The organism is Mesorhizobium qingshengii (assembly GCF_900103325.1).
Classification (GTDB): domain Bacteria; phylum Pseudomonadota; class Alphaproteobacteria; order Rhizobiales; family Rhizobiaceae; genus Mesorhizobium; species Mesorhizobium qingshengii.
Window position 1 is genome coordinate 101,365 of the sequence record NZ_FMXM01000017.1, and the last position, 14,577, is coordinate 115,941.

A 14,577-nucleotide genomic window follows, 5' to 3' on the forward strand; every position below is an offset into this window, starting at 1 on the left:
ACGGCGCAGCCGAATTGATCACGATCAATCGGTAGCATCGGTTCTTGTGTCATCTTTTTTCGACAGAAGCGCGGGATCGAGGAGGATGGCATGTTTCCGCAGCGTCGCTGGATGGTGGCTGTCGGGCTTGCGCTTTCATGGCTGCTCGCTGCTGCCAACGCGCAGGCCCAGGAGGTCGATCTCCAGCCTGGCGAAGCGATTGTCACACAGTTCTCCGGGACGGTTGCGACGATCCAGCCCGGTCAGGCTCCTGCGATCCGCATAGACCCTCAAGGAGCGGTCGCAAAGGTCATTGATGTGCGCCGCCCCGGCTTCGATCCGGCGGGCCAGCACTGGCTGGACGAGCCACAGAGAAACCTCATCACGGCCGAACACGTGGGCCAAGTATTCGCCATTGCTCTGGACGACGACCCCGCGCCGAACATCTACCTGGCCGCGTCGGCATTCGCAGGCCTCCATCGCGATGGCGACGGGTGGATGGACGGACAATGGGGACAAGGCGGCGGGCCGGACTCGATCTGGAAGCTCGATGCCCGCAACGGATATGCGCCGCGGTTGTTTGCATCGGTGACGCTGGATGGCCGCCACAATAGCGGTGCAGCTCTCGGAGACCTGGCCTTCGACCCCTATCACCGTCAGCTGTTCGTATCGGATCTCGAGTCCGGCATGATTCACGCATTCAGCATCGATGACGGCACCGAACGCGGCAGGTTCGACCATGGCATCGATGCTCGTTCCGGGTTCCTCGACGTCCCCACGGGCGAGACGCGGTCGCTTCCCACCGTCGAGTTCGATCCGTCAAGCGCTGCCAGCCTAACCACTTGCGCCGCAGGGAATGTTGCTGTCGCGCCGGAGTGCTGGAATCTCGCCGACTTTCGGCGACGGGTATGGGGTCTCTCGGTTCACCGGGACAACGAAACCGGCGAAGTGCGCCTTTTCTACGCACTCTGGAGCAATGCGGGCTTTGGCAACAGCGAATTCGAACAAGCCTCGCCGGCGGAAAAGACCAATTCGGTTTGGTCGGTGGGACTGGACGACTCCGGGCGCTTCCGGCGGGGAACAGCGCGGCTCGAGTTCCTCGTGCTTGGCGGGACGACCGGCGACGTGTTCGCCATTTCGGATATAGCCTTTCCGCGGACTCCTGAGCAGCAGGTCATGCTCCTCGGCCGCCACCGCGGCATTGTCACGCGCGAGCCGGCCGCGGACAGCACTGCGAGGCCTCCGTGGCCGGACGCCTATTCGCCCGGCTTCGAAAGTCCGGAGAACCTGGTATGGCGGCAGCAGGATGACCGATCCTGGCGGCCGAGCGCCGATGACGGCGCGGCCGCGGAGGTATCGCAGTCGCACGTCCCGGTAGGCCAGAACATGGCCGGCGGGGTCGACTTCGGATTCAACTATACAGGCGGTTCGATCGACGAAGTTGCTTCGGGATCCTTCATGTGGATCACCGCCAACCACCTCTGCCCGGTTCAAAACCCATGCCTCAACGTGGCGACGCGCGAGCGCACCGACATCTCCGAGGTGCATGGGCTGCTCGGAATCCCGCTGCCGCCCAATGTGTCCGACAATGAGGGCCGCGCATCGGATGCGTTTCTGGCAATCGACATCGACGTGAATGCAGATGCGGCCGGCAACGTGGATATCGCTGGACTGGCCCGACGCAATGCGGGTGCCGTGGGCGATGTCGAGGTGTTTGCACCCTACCCAGAGGTACCAGACCAACGCGTGGAACCCGTCGCGGGAGACGCGGTCGAAGCGGCGGCGGAAGGTCCATTGTGGCCCCTGGACGCACAAAAGGAGCCCTGGTGGCCCGCTCCCCTGCCTCTCGGCGGTGCCGACGCGGGTCCCGATCTGGCACTCCAGAAGGCGGTACCATTCACCTGTGTGCCCGGTGCATCGTGTACGGTCGTTGCGGTCGTCACCAATATCGGCGGCGGAACCTATGCGTCGCCGATTCGTATCCGCGACCTTTTACCGAACGACTGGCAACTGACTGCGGCCGGTCCCGCCGGCTCCAACTGGTCGTGCCAACAGCTCGGTCCAGAAGTCGTCTGCACCGATGCCAGTTTCTCCCTCGCGCCCGGCCAGCAGCATGTCCTGGCCTTTGAGGCGCAGGTCCCGGCTCAACAGGTTGTTGGCGTGATCCGCAATTGCGCAGCGATCGAGCACGCCGTTGCCGGCATCGACGCCAATGCCGCCAACGACGAAGGTTGTACGGACCTCGCATTCGATGGTCCCGCACCCGGCGCGGCGGCGGATGGGCGCGACCTGTCGATCACCAAGCTTGCGCAGCAAGCCAGCTGCGCCGCCGGTGGGCCATGTTCCTTCACCCTGCGCATCGCCAACACGGGGACGGAAGCCTTCGAAGGGCAGGTCTCGTTTATCGATGTGCTCCCGGCGGGCTGGGTCTATGCAGCAAAGGATATCGGCTGGTGGTGCATGCTGACGCTGGGTGGCGGTGACCGATTCGCCTGTCGTCGGCAGCAGCGGCTCGAGCCAGGCCAATCGATCGACGTGTCGCTTGCGATCCGTTCGCCGGCAAACGCAACGGGCTCGGCCGAGAACTGCGCCGAACTCGACTGGTCAGCCAACGAACGCGATGCGCGCCCCGACAATGACCGGTCCTGCGCGGCGGTGAACATAAACGCCCCCGAGGCGGGGGGTGGTATGCTCGGCGTCGACCTGTCCATCGACAAGCGCTTCAAGGGCCAAGGCGCTCTGCCTGCAGCCGCGGCCGGAACGGGCTTCATCGGCGGATGCCAGCAGGGGGCCGAATGCGCGTTCGATATTATCATCACCAACAGGGGGCCGGGCCCCTTCGACAACATTCTGACCGTCGTCGACGAGATGCCCGCGGACTGGAAGCTCGCCGGCGGGGGACTGGATTGGATGTGTATCACGGACATTGCCGAGCCCACCTTCGCATGCAGAAAGCACGTCGTGCTTGAGGCGGGAACGAGCGAGGTTCTGACCCTGAACATGATCCCCCGATACGGGCCGGATCGCATGGAAGTTGAGAACTGCGTCAAGATCGACTGGAGCGGATCGAATGCGGATACCGATGCCTCGAATGACCGCATCTGCCTGCTGGTTCCACTGGCTGAAGGTCGTCCTGATCTTGTTATCCGCAAGAAAGGACCGGCTGCGTGCGAGCGCGGCGTGCCTTGCGCCTTTGATATCGAAATCCAGAACATTGGTTCTGTGGACTACGAGGGACCGCTTTCGATGGTCGAGGAGGATGACGACGTATTCGAGATCTCGAGCTACGGAGCCGGTGATCCTTGGCTCTGCAAGGCAAATCCACGCCTCCCTCCAGCGCTGGGAAAGGAGAAGGACCTTCAGCCTGGCCGCATCACCTGCACAGTGGACAAGCTAACATTGGCGCCGGGGAAGTCGAGCAGGATCCGGCTGACGTTGTTAGTATCCCAATATCTCGAAGAATCACGGACTCACTATCAGAACTGCGTGCGGTTCGCAGAAGATCCGGACAATGACGGCGTAAGCGAGGAAGGCTGCCATACATTCCGCCTCGTGCCTAAATGGGATCTTGCGATCACCAAGGAGGGTCGGCCGATCTGCTACGGTTTGGCCCGCGATGTTTGCGACTACACCTATGCCGTAACCAATGCGGGTTCTGCGTCCTACCAGGGCCCTGTTTCGATCATTGACGAGTTTGCCGCGGGTCTGGGCATTGAGCTGCAAGGCTGGTCTCCGCGGCCGCCAAACGGCTGGAATTGCGAGCAGGTCAAGGACGGCGAATTGAGGTGTGACCATCCGCCCGTCAAGATCGAACCGGGCGAGACCATGCGCGAGGTCCTTAAGTTGACAGTTGCCTTTGGAAAAGCACTTCCCCCTGACCTCGACAACCTTACGAACGTCGCTACGGTGAAGTATTTGGGCGGCCCCCCAGACGCCAATGAAGCCAATGATCGGGACGACGCTCTCGTCCTGATCAATCATTCCGCGAATCGCACAGTAACGGGCGAAACAAAACTCTGCTCAGCATTCGACATCATAACCAGCCTCTGGGGCGAGACTAGTTGCTACAATTCGACGATCACGCCAGAACTCGACTTCAACGGGGACGGTACCCGCGTGTGCCGTGGTCCCGCATGTACTAACTACGAGTTCGTCATCGGCAATTCGGGTGCCACCAACTATCGCGGCGAGTTGACGATGGACGTGACACTCCCGCAGGGCGCGCGGTTCCTAAGCACTAAAGGCGAAAAATCCGGCCTGGCCTGCAAAGCGGAAGCGTGGTCCTGCACCACGTCTGGGAACAAGGCGACTTGCAGCCCCGGGCGGTGCATTCTGGGCCCTGGTGAGGAAACGTCGGTTGATTTCGAGGTCAAGCTGTTGCCGGATCCGGCGCCCGCCATCCCGTCCGAGGGGATGGACCTGACGACCTGTGCGGAATTGAAGTGGACGCGACCCTCCCCTGTAAACCCAATCGAACAGCGCCCGAGCGACAACATAATCTCGCGTTCCTGCGTAACGACGAGGGTCCTCCCTGAAGAGCCTGTGGAATGCCCGCCGGGTCAGGAAAGGGATTCCGCCGGGAAATGCGAGCCTATCGCGGCGCCCGTGGACCTCGCGATTTCCAAGAAGACGATCGGAGACTGCTCAGGCCAGGAGAGCTGCCGGTTCCAGATCACCGTGGAAAGCAAGGGTAGCCGCCCGTTCAAGGGCCGCGTCGCATTTCGCGATACCTTTTCGCGTCCCGGTGCAAGGTTGACTCAGTTGCACGGACGCGGCTCATGCTCGCAATCAGGTCAGACCGTTGACTGCATCATCGAGCCGGAAGGTCTCGCCCCGGGTAATCCTGCCGTCGTCTCACTCGATATCCGGCTGCCGCACGGGGAAAGCGGCGCATCGCTCCAGAATTGCGCAGAGATCTATCAACCGGACCCTACCGACGCCTCTGCCATGTCGCGCGATGAAATCAGGATGCTGCAGCGTGTTCTCGATCATCGTGGCTTCGACCCGGGACCGATCGACGGTGCAGTGGGCAGCCGCACCCGCAACGCGGTGAGCAGGGCGCGAGCATCGGTCGGTCTCGAGGCCAGCACGCAGGCGGATCGGGCCCTGCTTCTTGTTCTGCTTGGTCAGACACGAGACCAAAGCGACCTCAATCCGGGCAACAATCGGTCCTGCGTTTCGGCGAAAACGCCGATATGCGGCCCGGGTTACAGCACTGTCCGCGCGACCGGTGAATGCGTCTGCGTTGCGCCGCGCGTTGAACGGGACGGCCAGTGCGTTGCGCCGACGCAGGCGCCCAAGCCGCCTCCAAGGCTACAAGCCGCCCCACAGCCTCAACCCGTGCCCCAAATTCGCTGCGATGACGGTCGCGTGGACTCCCGCAACCGGTGCATCTGCCCATCGGGTTGGACCCGGGAGCAAGTTCAGCGCAACTGGTATCGCTGCGTGCGGCCGACGCCGGCCCCGATCTCGCCAACGCCGCAGATCAAGTGCGTAGGCGGCGCACTGATCGGTGGCTTCTGCATATGCCCTCCGGGCAATACCGTGCAGCAGCTTCCCCGAGGCAAAGGGTTTCGCTGCGTTGCGCCGCAGCCCGTGCGTCCCGCGCCGCAGCCTCAGCCGGTAGCTCCACGCCAGCCTCCGCGGCCCGCACCCGCCAAGCCGGCACCCATTCAGCCACGGATACCGCAGATCATGCCGCGATTGCCGCAGCTTCAGATGATCTGTCCGCCAGGCACGAAGTGGGTTCCTGAAGCACGGCAATGCATCAAGACGATCGACTGAGCCATAAGCTCTGTTCCTTCACCATGCCCGGCAAGAAGCTTGAATGGATGCGCCCAGCCCTAACGTTTCCATGCTAGTGGTTGAAGTGGTGGTAGCCCGGAGCGCTGAAGCCGATCGCTCGACCTCTGTCAGATCATTCTCCGCCCCATCTCGGGACGCGGCAGGTTAGCCTCGACCGCCACGCGCCCAAGCTTCAGAACCGTCGGTAGCAGGCATCAATTTCCTGTCTGTCGGGTTTTTAGCGCCGAGCGGCAGTCGCCAAGCGACGAAAGATTGCGCTTGTAGAAAGTGCAGGATCAACCTTCAAAATCTGATCCAATGCATCGGTAAGATGAGGAATGACAGCACCCTCCGACGTGCCGACCGTCAGATCCAGTAGCTTCAGGAGAGCCCGCGCCTTCGCCTCGTCGTTGATGATGGCGAGCTTCTTTGCTTCGTCTTCATCGCCATAAAGGCCGTAGTCGAGCATCGACCAGCAATCGAACGGAACGAGAAAGCGCGCGATCGTGTCCACGGCATCGGCGAATGCCTCGCCTGAGGCCGCAGGAAGATCAGCAAGCGCGCCGCTGACCCCAGGCGTCGCCAGCGACCGTTCCTGCGGCCACACCTCACGAAGAAACGGCGCGGCGGCAGTTCGGAAAAGACCGTCTCGCGTGCTGCTGAACTCATCCGGCGGCGGTTTCGTTGAAAGATCTCGGACAAACACTTGGATCGCATTCGCCGCCGAACCGAGGAGGACGTCCTTTATCCCACGACGATCCTCATCGGCCGCTATCTGAAGCTTATGCTTGCCGGGTGAGCTGAGACCAGGGAATCTCCTCGGGTTTCCCAAAGCGCCTGACTAGGTGTCGTATCAAAGCGCGCTCGAACCCGGTGCCGACAGTCGCGGTGAACTGTTGATGTCAATCCATGCAGTCTACGGTCCCGCTGAAAGGGCGGTCGTGATTTGCCGCAGATCAAAGAGGTAGCCGCGCCTGACGGATATAAAGGCAACGTGCGAATGGTTGGTTGGGTAACGACCGGTCTTGCGGATTTTCTCAGACGCCCTCCGCTTGCGCTTTTTGGCAATCAAGCCGCGAACGAGTGACGGCGGAGCCGTTATCGGACGATTGTCCTGTAGAGAACCTGCCTGAGGCTGCAACATGCAAGGTAATCGAACATCGGCGGCGGCAACCTTGTTCCGCAGGCCCGCAATCCTGTACCCGCTGGTCGCGGCCATGGTTATTTTGGTCGGCTTTGGGGCGTATGCCTTCTACAACAACCGCCCGGTCGCCGTTGAGGTTGTGGCAGAGGAACACGATGTCCCTGTCCGTGTCTTCGGGCTTGGCACCGTCGAGGCCCGGATCCGTTCCGATATCGGCTTCGAGGTCGGCGCTACCCTGGTGGAGCTGAAGGCCGACGAGGGTGATCGCGTCAAACAGGGTGACCTGCTTGGAAGCCTGACGCTGGGTGAGCAACAGGCAAAGTTGGAGAAGGCCAAGGCTGCCTTGCTCGTCGCCGATGCTACCGTCGAGAAGGCGAATGCCAACTTGGGAAAGACGCGAGCCATCCTGGCGCAGAAGAAGGACGCAAATGCACGCAGACAGGCGCTTGCCGGGCAGAGCGTGGTGTCTCGGCAGTCCGCAGAGGAGGCGCTCAGGGATGACCGCCGAACAGTTTTCTCGCTAATCCCGGTCTACCATTCTGCAGCCGTGGTCAGTCTTGATAAGAAAGCCGGCAGACCATTTGCCACCAGGTCAGCGGCAGCTCTTTAGATTTGTCGATTAGACGGCGGAACGGCCGAAATAAGGCGCGTTGCCGTCCGGCTGCTACGGGGCCGGTTCCGGACAGTCCGGTTTGCAACATGATCAGGCGATAGCGCCGTTCTTCGCCACCCGAGTTGCACCGGCCCTTCGCTCCACGTCATCGTCGACTGATGCCCTGGCATCCAGAGGAACAGAGACCGACATGCCAACTGCGACGCGGCGATGGCCTTCGATCTTTTCGATCTATGCGCATAAGGCGTGTATGGCAGGGGTGGCGGGAGTGAGGGAGTGAGGGAGAGTCACGATGACGGCCGCTAGTGAGGAGTTCGATCCCGCCCATGTTCTTTCGGCGATGCACGCATCGCAGCGCTGCATCCAAAGCCCTGCTGTTGCGTTAGCCTACGGTTCCGCATTAGCGTGACGCGAAAGCAAAAGTGCCTCGACTCGATGATTTCAAAAAGACTTGATGCCGACGCCGGTACTGTCGCCGACTTTCTCACCTTGAAAGGAAATGAGAAGCGCCTTTTGATCATGAACCATCTGGCCGCAGGCGAACTTTCGGTCAGTATTCTCGCCGAGAAAGTTCTGCTCAGCCAATCGGCCCTGTCGCAGCACCTTGCAAAGCTCCGCGCCTTTGGCCTCGTTGACACCCGTCGCGCAGGCAAGATGATTTACTATTTCTGCTCATCCAGTGCGACGCGTGAGTTGCTTGCCATGCTGGATGGCTTCCTGGTGACCGAAAGACTGCTCGCGGGCGGGTCCCATTACCTCACCGAGAGGCTGCGTCGGTTGCGAACAGCATAAGCATCGATGGCCGCTTCGCCGAAGCAGATATCAGCGCCGGAATGAGCCTGTCTCCTGTTGCGGTCGCGTGCCTCACCCATCAGCAGCGCCGCCTCGGTGCGGGTTGGGCTTGCCCAGAACCCGCGTCATGTGATGCTTGACCGTGTTCTCCAGCAGCGAAAGCCGCGCGGCGACTTCCTTATTTAAGCTTTCCAGTGTCGCCCGCAAACGACCAGATGTAGTTCGCCAACATACGCACCGTCCATCCGTCCTTTTGCGAGTGGTCGGTTCGCGTCACCTTCAGCCCGAATTTCAACAAATTCAATTCAATACGGTTGCTTGGAGCAAATGCTTGCCCATGCTATGCACTGGTTCAGACAGATCGGCCGCATACGCCTGCCCCCCGATACACCCCAGTACTACCACTCCGGCGGACGTAGCCGAACATAGACAACGCGGCTGCGGTCACTGGCCGCCAATAAATTCCAAAAACTCACGACATGAGTACCCCCTCTTGCGATTCTGCCCCTGCATTCCGAGGGCGACAACCATATTGCGGTCGCCCTAACGTTGGTATCAAGCAGATTTATTCTAGAAATAGACGATGACGTATCCGCTTCCGGATCTTTGGTAGTATGTGCCGCCACAGTAGTAGAGGCTATAGCCGTTATAAGTCCCATAGGCACAACCGGCGGGCACAGCCGCAATATAGGCGCCACGGCGGATGACACGGCGGGTGGTGCGGCGCGCGGTGCCAGCCACGCTGACCGGGGTCAGAGGACGACCGACGCGAGCTTCAGCTTTGGAGACGAAATTGAACACGCCTGCATCGCCTGTTTGCCCGCCGAAATTCATGTCCCCGGCGCCAAACAGCACTGCCAACGCAAAGAGAGCCGTCTTCATTACCTTCTTCATTGTCCATCTCCTTTACCGGAAAGGTTCGGAATTTCATCCAACCCCTGCAATTCTTCAACCTTGACTTCCTTGGCATCCGCCGCTGTCTTCAAGTTGAAGTCGTCAGAGGCGACATCGCTACCATCTTTCCATTCCGTGACCTCGATTGTGTATTCCGGAGCAAGCGCCAGCGTCTTGCTGGTGATGGTAAACCGGCAGGGCCGCGGCTTGTCACCTTGCGTTATCCAAATCTGCCAATCGGTATCGAGGGTTCGGAATGCCAGGTGATCGCACTCCACGCCGCCGATTACCCCGCTGCCGAGATCCTTGGTGTCCGTGACGTTTGACATCATGGTCTCGTTGGGATTGCTCGACAGGAGGTCGGCGGCAGGAGCCTCCAGCCCGAAGTCAAATCGCAACGTGTCTATCACCTCGTCGAGACTGCCGGTCATGGCAATCTTGGTGAAGGCGTTCAAGTTCTTGCCATAGAGGCCAAGACTCTTGCCGTCATACGTCAATTCGACATCAGCGAAGCCGCCTGTCCGCGTCACGCGGATCTTGTCAGGACGATTGACAATCGCCGCTCCGGAACTGGCGAAAGTCAACTTCTGCAGATCAGGTGTCACGATTTCGACGTTCGAATTGTACTTGAACGAGATGGTCTTCTGCCCGCTGACATAGTCAGACATCGCCTTGAACAAATTTTTCGCGCCCGCTTCGTCGGCCCAGGCGGGCATTGTCAACGTCCAACCCATCGCCATCGAAAGCACCGTAACCGCGACTGCGGCCCGGAAGCTCCCTCCAATGATTTCTTGTGACATTTTTCGCTCCTCTTTGTGGTGAAAGTGGAGAGATCCATTCAGGACTGGCTTTGCGCCTGGTGGTCTCTTACTTGATTTACGACCCGCAGCAGAACATCCCGCCTCTAGAGAGCGTGTATTGGAAAACCTTCCATCCCCTACCCTCAGGCCTTCATGCGACCGGCAATCGAGCTCTGTGGAGGCTCAGCGCTTGCCGTCAGTCCGGTTCGCGCTGCGCCGCCGTCGTGTTGCGTTATGACTTCGCCGGTGTGTACCAGATAGGCGAAGTGTAGGCGCGTTCCTGGATCGATGATGGAACATCGGTCGGAACAGGAAGGCCGTAATACTTGGCATCATACGTCGTCCAGCGCGGCGTCGGAATTTCAAGTACGCGACCGTAGTAGAATGCGCTCTGCTTGGGATCGAATTCGGGATCCTTCCACGCAGCGATCAGTTCGGGGGACCCTATGCTATTGGTCCATGTTGCATTCGCCACATCGACCGTATTGCCAACTGCCGGCACCTTTCCGTCCGCCCCGCGCTTGCGGTCGCCGGACCACACGACGTCGTAAACCTTCTCATGGGTTTCGCCCTTCTCATCCAACCAGCCCTTGATGATCTGGTAGCGGTCGAGATTGGCGCCGATGGGGTCCTTCAACGCAGCAATAAGGAAGGTTGGAACCTTGCCTTCAGGTGGTGCACCAAGATCTCCGCCCATGGGCACGCCCTTTCCGTAGCCTGCGACAGCAGGGTTGCGGCTCTTGGCATCGGCTTCAGTGAACTCATAACCACCAAATAGACGGACGGCCATGCGGGTGCCCGTCGTGGCATAGACCTCGCGGCGCTCCATTGCGTCAAAGATCGACTGCCGGGTGTTCTCCGTTGCCCAAACCGCGGCATAGCCTGCCGCGACGACATCTCTGTCATTGACAGTAATGCCGGTCTTTGCGTTCTTGACGAACGTATTCGTCAGGCGTTCTGCGCTGGGCTCCATGGGTGCGACTTTGCCCCAGAAATTATCTTCCTCGACTGCAGGAAGCCCTGTATGCGCATCAGTCGAACCGATCATTCCGAATTTGAAAGGATTGACGCCGAATTGTTTCTCCATCTTGAGCCCGAGCTTCAATCCAGACCGGGCATATTCATGCTCCAGCATCTCTGGTTTCTTCGCCTCGCTCATGTCGAGATTGCCCTTGTCCCATTTTTCGAAGTTGGCAAACTCGTCATTAGGTGACAGGAAAGGATGTGCCTCGCCGTCGCCCTTCATCTGCGTCACTTCGTAGACGGGCTCCCATCTATGGCGGGCTTCCGCATACTCCTGATCGACCGGCTTGTCCGTGAACGGTTGGATGAACGGAAACATCAGACCGTTGCTCACATTGCCATTGTGGGCGATGGCAAGCACATCGCCGCCGGTCTTCGACTCGTAGTTCGCCATCCATTTCCACAAATCCGTCTCCCTGGGACTGCCCAGTGGTGCGCCCGTCGTAAAGGGAAGGGACTGACGGGCAAGCTCTCCACCATCCTTGAAAATGATGTTTCGGTGAATGTTGAAAGACCCCTGGGCGGTCCACTCATATCCAATGAAGGCTGTAAACCGGCCGGGATCATTGTTCTCTTCAGCCGCCTGGATGGTGTCCAACCATGTGGACTTGAAAGCAGCAGTATCAGGTTCATAGACCAATGCTTTTGGGAAACTCCCATCAGAAAAGGCACCGATCACCTGCAGGGCGGCTTGCTGACCTTTGCCCTCCTGCATCATGTCGTACCATTTGCGGCCCTGCGGATCCGCCACAATGTTCGGCTTACCAGCCGCAAGGTCCGGGAACAGACCCATATTATCTGAGTGATCGGCTACGACGAGAAAATCGAGCGGACGCGATAACTTTGCTTGCTGTCCAGTGTTCGTTGTGACCTGTTCGCCCTTGGCAAAGCGGTAAGCATCTCGAGGTAACAGACGGGCACCGAAAATGCCCGCATCGAAGGACACGGCGGTGTGAAGGTGGGTATCACCGAATAGCGGCCGCGTCGGGAAATTACGATCGGCATAAGGCGAGTATGGCCGCTTGGAAGGAAATACCTTTTCGATCTTTTCTTTTGTGACCTGGCCAGCGTCCCCGTCAGCAAAGGCAGGGTGGCACAAGCCAAGAGCCGTCGCTCCTAGTAGTGCGCCTCTGAGAAGTGATGTACGCATTTGTTTTTCCTCCCCATTCGATGCCTGGCTCCAAAGACCGTCAACCAAACGAACGGTCTGACTGACCTTAGTTGATTGGGTATGCGCATTTGAGTGGGCGTTCCTTGACCTAGATCAAGGATTTCGCTGCACGAGCTTCCAAATTATGGCAGTTGGGCGCTCCAATATGAGTCCCGACATGGCGGCTTGCGCCGTTCAGTCTGTTATCTGCTGAGGCACTTGTTGCCCTGGGGCGAGGCGAACATTCGGAAGGTTGCGCGGTACTGCAATGTGAGCCCCCGCAGATTGCAACGGCTTCTCGCGGGGGAAAGTACGAGCCTCTCCGAACTCATCGAACAGGTCCGCCGGGAGGTGGGTTTGGAACTGCTGACCAACGGCCGGACGTCGATTGCTGAGGTGAGTTCCGCTATCGGATACGAATCGCCATCCATTCTTATAAGCGCCGTGAAGGGCTGGACGGGCAAGACTCCAAGTGAGTTGGTTCTTGAGAGCAACAGATGAAGTCTCTAACTTACTTTTCGCCCGCACATTGAAAAGCAAGACGACAATGACCACTGCGAAGATCATCAGAGAACCTTTAGTCCATTTCATATTGCTCGGCGCGCTGATATTTGGTGTCTATTCTTTCATTAGTGGAGATAGCTGGTCGTCGAACCGCATCACCATAACTTCTGCCAAGATTGCCCAGCTGTCAGAGATCTTCGTGAAAACATGGCAACGGCCTCCAAATGCCGAGGAGGTCAAGGCAATGATCGACGACTACGTGAAGGAGGAGCTATACGTTCGCCAGGCGCTTGTCCTCGGGCTCGATAAGGACGACACCGTCATCCGGAGGCGGCTGCGCCAGAAGATGGAGTTCTTCAGTAGTGCCGAGGCCGAGAGCGTGGCTCCGACCGACACCGAACTGCAAGCCTATCTTGTCGCCCACCCCCACAGTTTCGAGATCGAGCCGCAGATAGCCTTGCAGCAGGTTTTTCTCAACGCCGAACGTCATGGCGACAGCATCGCGGGGGACGCCGCTGCGCTGCTGGCAACGCTCAAGGCAAAGCCGGAAACGGGCTTGTCAACTCTTGGCGACCCAACAATGCTACCCTCCAGTCTAAGCCTGACACGCCTTACGAATGTCGCGGAGACCTACGGAGCAGAGGTCGCGGACGGCGCACGCAGAGCTCCCGTTGGGCAATGGGTCGGCCCGGTACGATCCGGGTACGGTTTCCATCTCATTCGCGTCACCGAGAGACAAGCGGGGAGACTTCCCGCACTAACGGAGGTCCACGATACCGTACAGGCCGAATGGATTCAGGCGAAACGTCACGAAGTCGAGGAGCGCCGGCTGGCCGAGTGGCTCAAGCGCTATCAGGTGGTGATCGAGACTGCGCCGAATGTCGAGGGAACTGCGCCATGAAGCGACTGTGGTTGGTCCTCGGGCTGCTGCTATTGATTGCTGCCCGACCTGTGGCGGCACATGAGCTCCGGCCAGCTTATCTCGATATGCACGAAGCTGCGCCTCACCAGTTTACGGTGCTGTGGAAAGTGCCGGCCATAGGAGAAATGCGTCTCGCACTCGATCTGCGGCTGCCGTCAGACTGCGTCTCAAAAGCCGAACCGACAACATCCATCGAGGGCGGGGCCTATCTTGAGCGGTGGTCCACAGACTGCAAAGGCGGGCTCAAAGGAAAGACCATCAGCATCAACGGACTCAGTTCCACGATGACCGACGTTCTGGCACATATCGTGTACGCCGACGGAGTGACGGAAATCGCAAGGCTAAAGGCCGACTCGCCTTCCTTTGTCGTCGCCGGTCAGCAAACCACTTGGGACGTCGCTTACACCTATCTCGTTCTAGGCGTCGACCATATCATGAGCGGGTTTGACCACCTGCTCTTTGTCCTTGCTCTCATTATTCTGATCCATGACTTGAGACGACTGATAAAAACGGTCACCGCTTTCACAGTGGCGCATAGCATCACGCTTGCGGGAGCGGCCCTCGGCTACTTCAGTCTGCCGCAGAAGCCCGTGGAAGCAGCGATTGCCCTCAGCATCGCCTTTGTTGCGAGCGAGATTCTCAAGTCCGAACCGAAGCAGTTGCGGCTCTCTGAAAAATACCCATGGGCCGTGGCATTCACCTTCGGCCTGCTGCATGGCTTCGGATTTGCCGGCGCCCTGAAGGAGATCGGCCTTCCGCAGTCGGATGTTCCCATGGCGCTGCTGACGTTCAATCTTGGTGTCGAAGTCGGGCAACTCATGTTTATCGGAGCGGTACTGACGCTGTTGGCAGCCGCCCGAAGGGTGCTGCGGATCATGCCGTACCTCGCACGAAGCGCGGCGGCTTACGCCATCGGTATGACCGCTACATTCTGGCTGATTGCCAGACTTGCCGCATTTGGCAATTAGAGCA

General features: G+C 59.4%; 10 protein-coding genes. 6 read left to right on the forward strand and 4 right to left on the reverse strand.

Annotated features, from left to right (window positions below; translation table 11 throughout):
* Positions 1-90: 90 nt before the first annotated feature.
* The gene (locus BLS48_RS24065) at positions 91-5,763 is read left to right on the forward strand and encodes a peptidoglycan-binding protein (protein WP_091583079.1); all 5,673 of its coding nucleotides are present in this window, start codon (positions 91-93) and stop codon (positions 5,761-5,763) included.
* Positions 5,764-6,001: 238 nt separating this feature from the next.
* Here the strand turns inward: BLS48_RS24065 and BLS48_RS24070 are convergent, their stop codons facing one another.
* Entirely contained in the window at positions 6,002-6,469 is a 468-nt protein-coding gene (locus BLS48_RS24070) for a hypothetical protein (RefSeq protein ID WP_091583082.1), read from the reverse strand.
* Between the two features lie 436 nt (positions 6,470-6,905).
* On the opposite strand from BLS48_RS24070, the gene BLS48_RS24075 reads away from it, so the two are divergent.
* Together BLS48_RS24075 and BLS48_RS24080 are read left to right on the forward strand one after the other, a co-directional pair.
* Positions 6,906-7,517: an efflux RND transporter periplasmic adaptor subunit gene (locus BLS48_RS24075; RefSeq protein WP_091583085.1), complete on the forward strand. Its 612-nt coding sequence runs from the start codon at positions 6,906-6,908 to the stop codon at positions 7,515-7,517.
* Between the two features lie 438 nt (positions 7,518-7,955).
* The gene (locus BLS48_RS24080) at positions 7,956-8,312 is read left to right on the forward strand and encodes an ArsR/SmtB family transcription factor (protein WP_091583087.1); all 357 of its coding nucleotides are present in this window, start codon (positions 7,956-7,958) and stop codon (positions 8,310-8,312) included.
* A 570-nt stretch (positions 8,313-8,882) separates the two neighbouring features.
* Here BLS48_RS24080 and BLS48_RS24090 read toward each other — a convergent pair.
* The 3 genes from BLS48_RS24090 to BLS48_RS24100 all read right to left on the reverse strand — a co-directional run bounded on the left by BLS48_RS24090 (position 8,883) and on the right by BLS48_RS24100 (position 12,179).
* Positions 8,883-9,206, reverse strand: coding sequence for a hypothetical protein (locus tag BLS48_RS24090; RefSeq protein WP_091583090.1), 324 nt, complete (start codon positions 9,204-9,206; stop codon positions 8,883-8,885).
* On the reverse strand, positions 9,203-10,006 hold the full coding sequence (locus tag BLS48_RS24095; protein ID WP_244529826.1) for a DUF2092 domain-containing protein: 804 nt from the start codon (positions 10,004-10,006) through the stop codon (positions 9,203-9,205). Before BLS48_RS24095 ends, BLS48_RS24090 begins: the two co-directional genes overlap by 4 nt.
* A 232-nt stretch (positions 10,007-10,238) precedes the next feature.
* The gene (locus tag BLS48_RS24100) at positions 10,239-12,179 is read right to left on the reverse strand and encodes a DUF3604 domain-containing protein (protein ID WP_091583096.1); all 1,941 of its coding nucleotides are present in this window, start codon (positions 12,177-12,179) and stop codon (positions 10,239-10,241) included.
* 222 nt (positions 12,180-12,401) lie between these two features.
* On the opposite strand from BLS48_RS24100, the gene BLS48_RS36835 reads away from it, so the two are divergent.
* The 3 genes from BLS48_RS36835 to BLS48_RS24115 are packed head-to-tail and all read left to right on the forward strand — an operon-like array spanning position 12,402 to position 14,573.
* Complete coding sequence (locus BLS48_RS36835) at positions 12,402-12,680, forward strand: helix-turn-helix domain-containing protein (RefSeq protein WP_425284738.1); 279 nt, start codon at positions 12,402-12,404, stop codon at positions 12,678-12,680.
* A 46-nt stretch (positions 12,681-12,726) separates the two neighbouring features.
* The gene (locus BLS48_RS24110) at positions 12,727-13,584 is read left to right on the forward strand and encodes a peptidylprolyl isomerase (RefSeq protein ID WP_244529827.1); all 858 of its coding nucleotides are present in this window, start codon (positions 12,727-12,729) and stop codon (positions 13,582-13,584) included.
* On the forward strand, positions 13,581-14,573 hold the full coding sequence (locus BLS48_RS24115) for a HupE/UreJ family protein (RefSeq protein ID WP_091583101.1): 993 nt from the start codon (positions 13,581-13,583) through the stop codon (positions 14,571-14,573). The genes BLS48_RS24110 and BLS48_RS24115 overlap by 4 nt, the downstream gene beginning before the upstream one ends.
* Positions 14,574-14,577 lie beyond the last annotated feature (4 nt).

Coding starts and splice junctions, on each gene's coding strand:
- BLS48_RS24090 (WP_091583090.1), bottom strand. CDS start 9,206: ATGAAGAAGGTAATGAAGACGGCTCTCTTTGCGTTGGCAGTGCTGTTT.
- BLS48_RS24095 (WP_244529826.1), bottom strand. CDS start 10,006: ATGTCACAAGAAATCATTGGAGGGAGCTTCCGGGCCGCAGTCGCGGTT.
- BLS48_RS24080 (WP_091583087.1), top strand. CDS start 7,956: ATGATTTCAAAAAGACTTGATGCCGACGCCGGTACTGTCGCCGACTTT.
- BLS48_RS24075 (WP_091583085.1), top strand. CDS start 6,906: ATGCAAGGTAATCGAACATCGGCGGCGGCAACCTTGTTCCGCAGGCCC.
- BLS48_RS24100 (WP_091583096.1), bottom strand. CDS start 12,179: ATGCGTACATCACTTCTCAGAGGCGCACTACTAGGAGCGACGGCTCTT.
- BLS48_RS24065 (WP_091583079.1), top strand. CDS start 91: ATGTTTCCGCAGCGTCGCTGGATGGTGGCTGTCGGGCTTGCGCTTTCA.
- BLS48_RS24115 (WP_091583101.1), top strand. CDS start 13,581: ATGAAGCGACTGTGGTTGGTCCTCGGGCTGCTGCTATTGATTGCTGCC.
- BLS48_RS24110 (WP_244529827.1), top strand. CDS start 12,727: ATGACCACTGCGAAGATCATCAGAGAACCTTTAGTCCATTTCATATTG.